This window comes from bacterium (genome assembly GCA_026398675.1).
Taxonomy (GTDB): Bacteria; RBG-13-66-14; RBG-13-66-14; order RBG-13-66-14; family RBG-13-66-14; genus RBG-13-66-14.
Genome location: JAPLSK010000402.1, coordinates 1 through 3,317, shown reverse-complemented (window position 1 = coordinate 3,317; position 3,317 = coordinate 1). Strand labels below are relative to the sequence as shown.

Below are 3,317 nucleotides of genomic sequence, written 5' to 3'. Positions count from 1 at the left end.
CGGCGCGCCCAGCTTGTAGGCGAAGAAGGCCGGCCCGCGGTGGAAGCTGGCCGGGGCGCCGAGGAACTCGACGAACTCGCCCGTGGGGCCGGCGTCCTGGTCCGCCAGCATGTAGAGGATGCGGTTTTTTTTGATGGCGCGGACGACCGGCCGGAGCTCTTCGTCCACGAAGATGACGTCGAGGCCGGCCTTGGCGCGCAGCTTGTTCAAGAATTCGTCCACGAGCCGGTTGTGCTGGCGGGTGGCCAGAGCCGCGCCGGGGGCCGCCTCCGCCGAGAGGAAGGCCGAGGTCAGCTCCCAGGGTCCGGTGTGCGCCGAGGCCAGGATGACGCCCCCCTTCTTCTTCAGCGCCCCGCGCAGGTGCTCCATCCCTTCCACCGTCATCCACCGGCTCCGCTTTTTTTCGGTGAAGTACGGCAGGCGCATGAAGTCCACGAAATTCTGGGCGATGCGGCAGAAATTCCGGCGGGCGGTGCGGGCCGCCGCGCGTTTATCCAGCCCCAGCCGCTCGCGGAGGTTCCCCTTGGCGATTCGCCGGCGCCGGCCGAGGATAAGGTACAAAAAAATGCCCAGGAGCCAGGCGTTGAAGCGGGCCAGGGCGCGCGGGCTCAAATTGGCCAAAAGAAAAATCAGCCAGACCAGGGCGTACTGGAGCCGGTGCCCCAGGGTTGGCCTGTAGTCGGCCTCATCCACGCCTGCACCCCCGTGCGACCGCGGCGACTTCCCCGACGAGCCTCGCGCCGTCCTCCCCGGCGAAGACCACGCGCCGTTCCAGAACCCGCAGGCCGGGCAGCGTCCCGGAGGGAATTTTCACCGCGTCCTTGGCGGTGGTGACGGTGACGGCGCCGGGGTGGGCGTCCGCCAGTCTCCGCAGCTCCCCCAGGCGCCGGGCGGCGTAGCGGGCGTGGTCGGGGAAGGCCCGCGTCTCCACCAACTCCGCCCCCATTGTTTTTAAATCCTCGAAGAAGACCATCGGCCGGGCGACGCCGCAGAAGGCGATGACCTCTCTCCCCCTCAACCCGCCCGGTGGAAGTTCTCCGCCGTCCGGGGCGAGCTCCACGGGCTCCCGCCGGGCGCGCAGCATCGTCGGCTCGGGGAAGCGCAGGCTCAACCGCCGGGCCTCCTCCTCCGACGCGTCCCAGAAGACCACGGCGTCCACGCTTTCCAGGCGCACGAAGGGTTCTCGCATCCTTCCCCAAGGAATCAGGCGCGTGCCGCGCTCGATGTAGCCCAGCCAGTCGCCGCGCTCCAGCACCGCGATGTCGTAGTCCCGCGCCAGCCGCCGGTGCTGCAGGCCGTCGTCCACCAAAATCAGGTCCAGGTTCATCGGGTCCAGGAGCTCCGCCGCCCGGGCCTTTACCCGGCCGACGGCGACCTCGGCGCGTGGGAGTGCTTTGGCCAAAAGCGCCGCCTCATCCCCCGCCTCCTCCGTCGTGAGGTCGCGGACCAGCGCCGGCCTTGACGTTCTCTTTGCCCAGCTTCCCCGGTAGCCCCGGGCGACGACGCCCACGGAGAGCCCCCGCTCCTCCAGCCGCCCGGTGAGCCAGCGGACGAGCGGGGTCTTCCCCGAGCCGCCCGCCACCAGGTTCCCCACGCTCACCACCGGGGCCCGGGTCCGGACGCCTCCGCGCAGGCCGTCCAGCAGGCGGTCCGCCTGGACGCCCACGGCGTATACGAAGGAGGCTGCGGCGGCGGGTGGGTTGAACATCGCGCACTCGTTGGATTATTGCGGCATGTTAGCACAGCATCCGGCCGCTTTCAACCCGATTGACGGTTGACTAGACCCGCCGCGCCCTGCTAAACTCTCTTTCCCCGCGAACGTCAGCGGAGGTCCGTCTTGCGCCGGCCCAGTGTCAGAATCGCCGCCATCCACCCCGACTCCCACCGCGAGTACCGCCTCGCCCAGGGATTGCCCCGGTTCAACTCGGAGTGGATCGAGCTGCAGAACGTGTCCGAGCTCCCGGTGGACGTGTCCGGTTTCTACGTCATCAACGGGGGCGGATACGAGTTCACCATCAACGTGGTCGGTCGCGAATCCTTGATTCTGCGGCGCGGGCAGTCCATGCTCGTCTTCACCGGGATGCCGGACAACCCGCGGGACCCGGCCCGCTGCTACATCGCCGAGGAGGCCACCCGCGTGTTCCTCCAGCGCAAGGAGTACATCTGGAGCGTGGAGGAGGACGTGGCCTTTCTCTACGAAAGCCGCGGAGACTACGAGAAAGACCCGGCCGCTTACGCCGACTACCACCTATTCACCCGCCGGGGCAACCCCAAGGAACCCCGTCCGACGCCGGGCGGCGAGGGAAAGCCCGTTGACGGCGGCAGCGATTTAGATTAACATACCGCTCCCCGGTCGGTGGGCACCGCCGGGAGACTCGACGGGAGCAACCATGAAGCCCAAGATTCACCCCCAGTACGGAGAGGCGACCATCTCCTGCGCCTGCGGCAATCAGGTCAAGACGCGCTCCACCAAGAAGGAAATCAAGGTGGACGTGTGCAGCGCCTGTCACCCCTTCTACACCGGCAAGCAGAAGCTGATGGATTCGGCGGGCCGCGTCGAGCGTTACTTGCGCAGGTACGGACTGGAGGGGACCGCCGAGACGAGGAAGGATGAGGAAAAAGACGAGGAAACCGGGACCGAGGAAAAAGGAGAGGCCGATGCGTAAATTGACCTTGTCCGTCGCCCTGACGGCGGCGTTCATCCTGGCCGCGGGCTGCGGCGGAGGCGGCGGCACCCTGGGCAACCCCGCCGTGGATTTCCAGGCCGCGGGGCTCGATGGCAATATGTACAAGCTGTCCGACTACTCGGACAAGCTGGTCTTTTTGAACTTCTTTGCCAGCTGGTGCGAGCCGTGCCGCGAAGAGGCGCCCGGCCTGCTCAAGCTGGCCCAGGAGTACGAGGGCAAAGGCTTCCAGCTCATCTTCGTCACCGAGGACACGGCGCCCGTCCTGGCCCAGGGCATGGTGGACGACCTGGGCATCACCGAGCCGGTGCTCCTGGCCGCCGATGAGCCCTACGCCTCCAACGAGGAGGCCAATACGTTCTACGCCCATCAGGCCATCCCGGTCACCTTCATCATCGCGCAGGGGAACCTGGTGGAGGTGCTCGTCGGGTCCCAGACGGAAGAGACCTTCCGGGCCAAGATCGAGGCCAACCTGCCGAAGTAGGTTGCGCGCGTGGGTTGGGCGGGAAGCCAGGCTCGCACTAAGATGTGGATGAATGTAGGGCGGGGACTTAGTCCCCGCCGTTTTTTAGCGTATAGCGGCCCCTACGAGGTTGTCGCACGATTCACACCTTACCCGTAGGGGAGGGTCTC

5 protein-coding genes are annotated in these 3,317 nt (G+C 67.0%); 3 read left to right on the top strand and 2 right to left on the bottom strand.

Annotated features, from left to right (window positions below; genetic code table 11):
• Both NTW26_11880 and lpxK read right to left on the bottom strand, forming a co-directional pair.
• The coding region (locus NTW26_11880; protein MCX7022946.1) for a lysophospholipid acyltransferase family protein at window positions 1-693 on the bottom strand (693 nt) is incomplete at its 3' end.
• Window positions 686-1,708, bottom strand: coding sequence for a tetraacyldisaccharide 4'-kinase (gene lpxK, locus NTW26_11875; GenBank protein ID MCX7022945.1), 1,023 nt, complete (start codon window positions 1,706-1,708; stop codon window positions 686-688). The genes lpxK and NTW26_11880, both read right to left, overlap by 8 nt.
• A gap of 129 nt (window positions 1,709-1,837) precedes the next feature.
• Here lpxK and NTW26_11870 point away from each other — a divergent pair, with 129 nt between their 5' ends.
• The 3 genes from NTW26_11870 to NTW26_11860 are packed head-to-tail and all read left to right on the top strand — an operon-like array spanning window position 1,838 to window position 3,168.
• A complete protein-coding gene (locus NTW26_11870; GenBank protein MCX7022944.1) occupies window positions 1,838-2,338 on the top strand; it encodes a lamin tail domain-containing protein in 501 nt (166 codons plus the stop codon).
• A gap of 52 nt (window positions 2,339-2,390) precedes the next feature.
• Window positions 2,391-2,666, top strand: a complete 276-nt coding sequence (gene rpmE / locus NTW26_11865; GenBank protein ID MCX7022943.1) for a 50S ribosomal protein L31 — start codon at window positions 2,391-2,393, stop codon at window positions 2,664-2,666.
• Window positions 2,659-3,168 (top strand): TlpA disulfide reductase family protein, encoded by a 510-nt coding sequence (locus NTW26_11860; protein MCX7022942.1) that lies wholly within the window; start codon window positions 2,659-2,661, stop codon window positions 3,166-3,168. Before rpmE ends, NTW26_11860 begins: the two co-directional genes overlap by 8 nt.
• Window positions 3,169-3,317 lie beyond the last annotated feature (149 nt).

Excerpts from the sequence above, each read along its gene's own strand:
- lpxK (MCX7022945.1), bottom strand. The coding sequence starts at position 1,708 with ATGTTCAACCCACCCGCCGCCGCAGCCTCCTTCGTATACGCCGTGGGC.
- rpmE (MCX7022943.1), top strand. The coding sequence starts at position 2,391 with ATGAAGCCCAAGATTCACCCCCAGTACGGAGAGGCGACCATCTCCTGC.
- NTW26_11860 (MCX7022942.1), top strand. The coding sequence starts at position 2,659 with ATGCGTAAATTGACCTTGTCCGTCGCCCTGACGGCGGCGTTCATCCTG.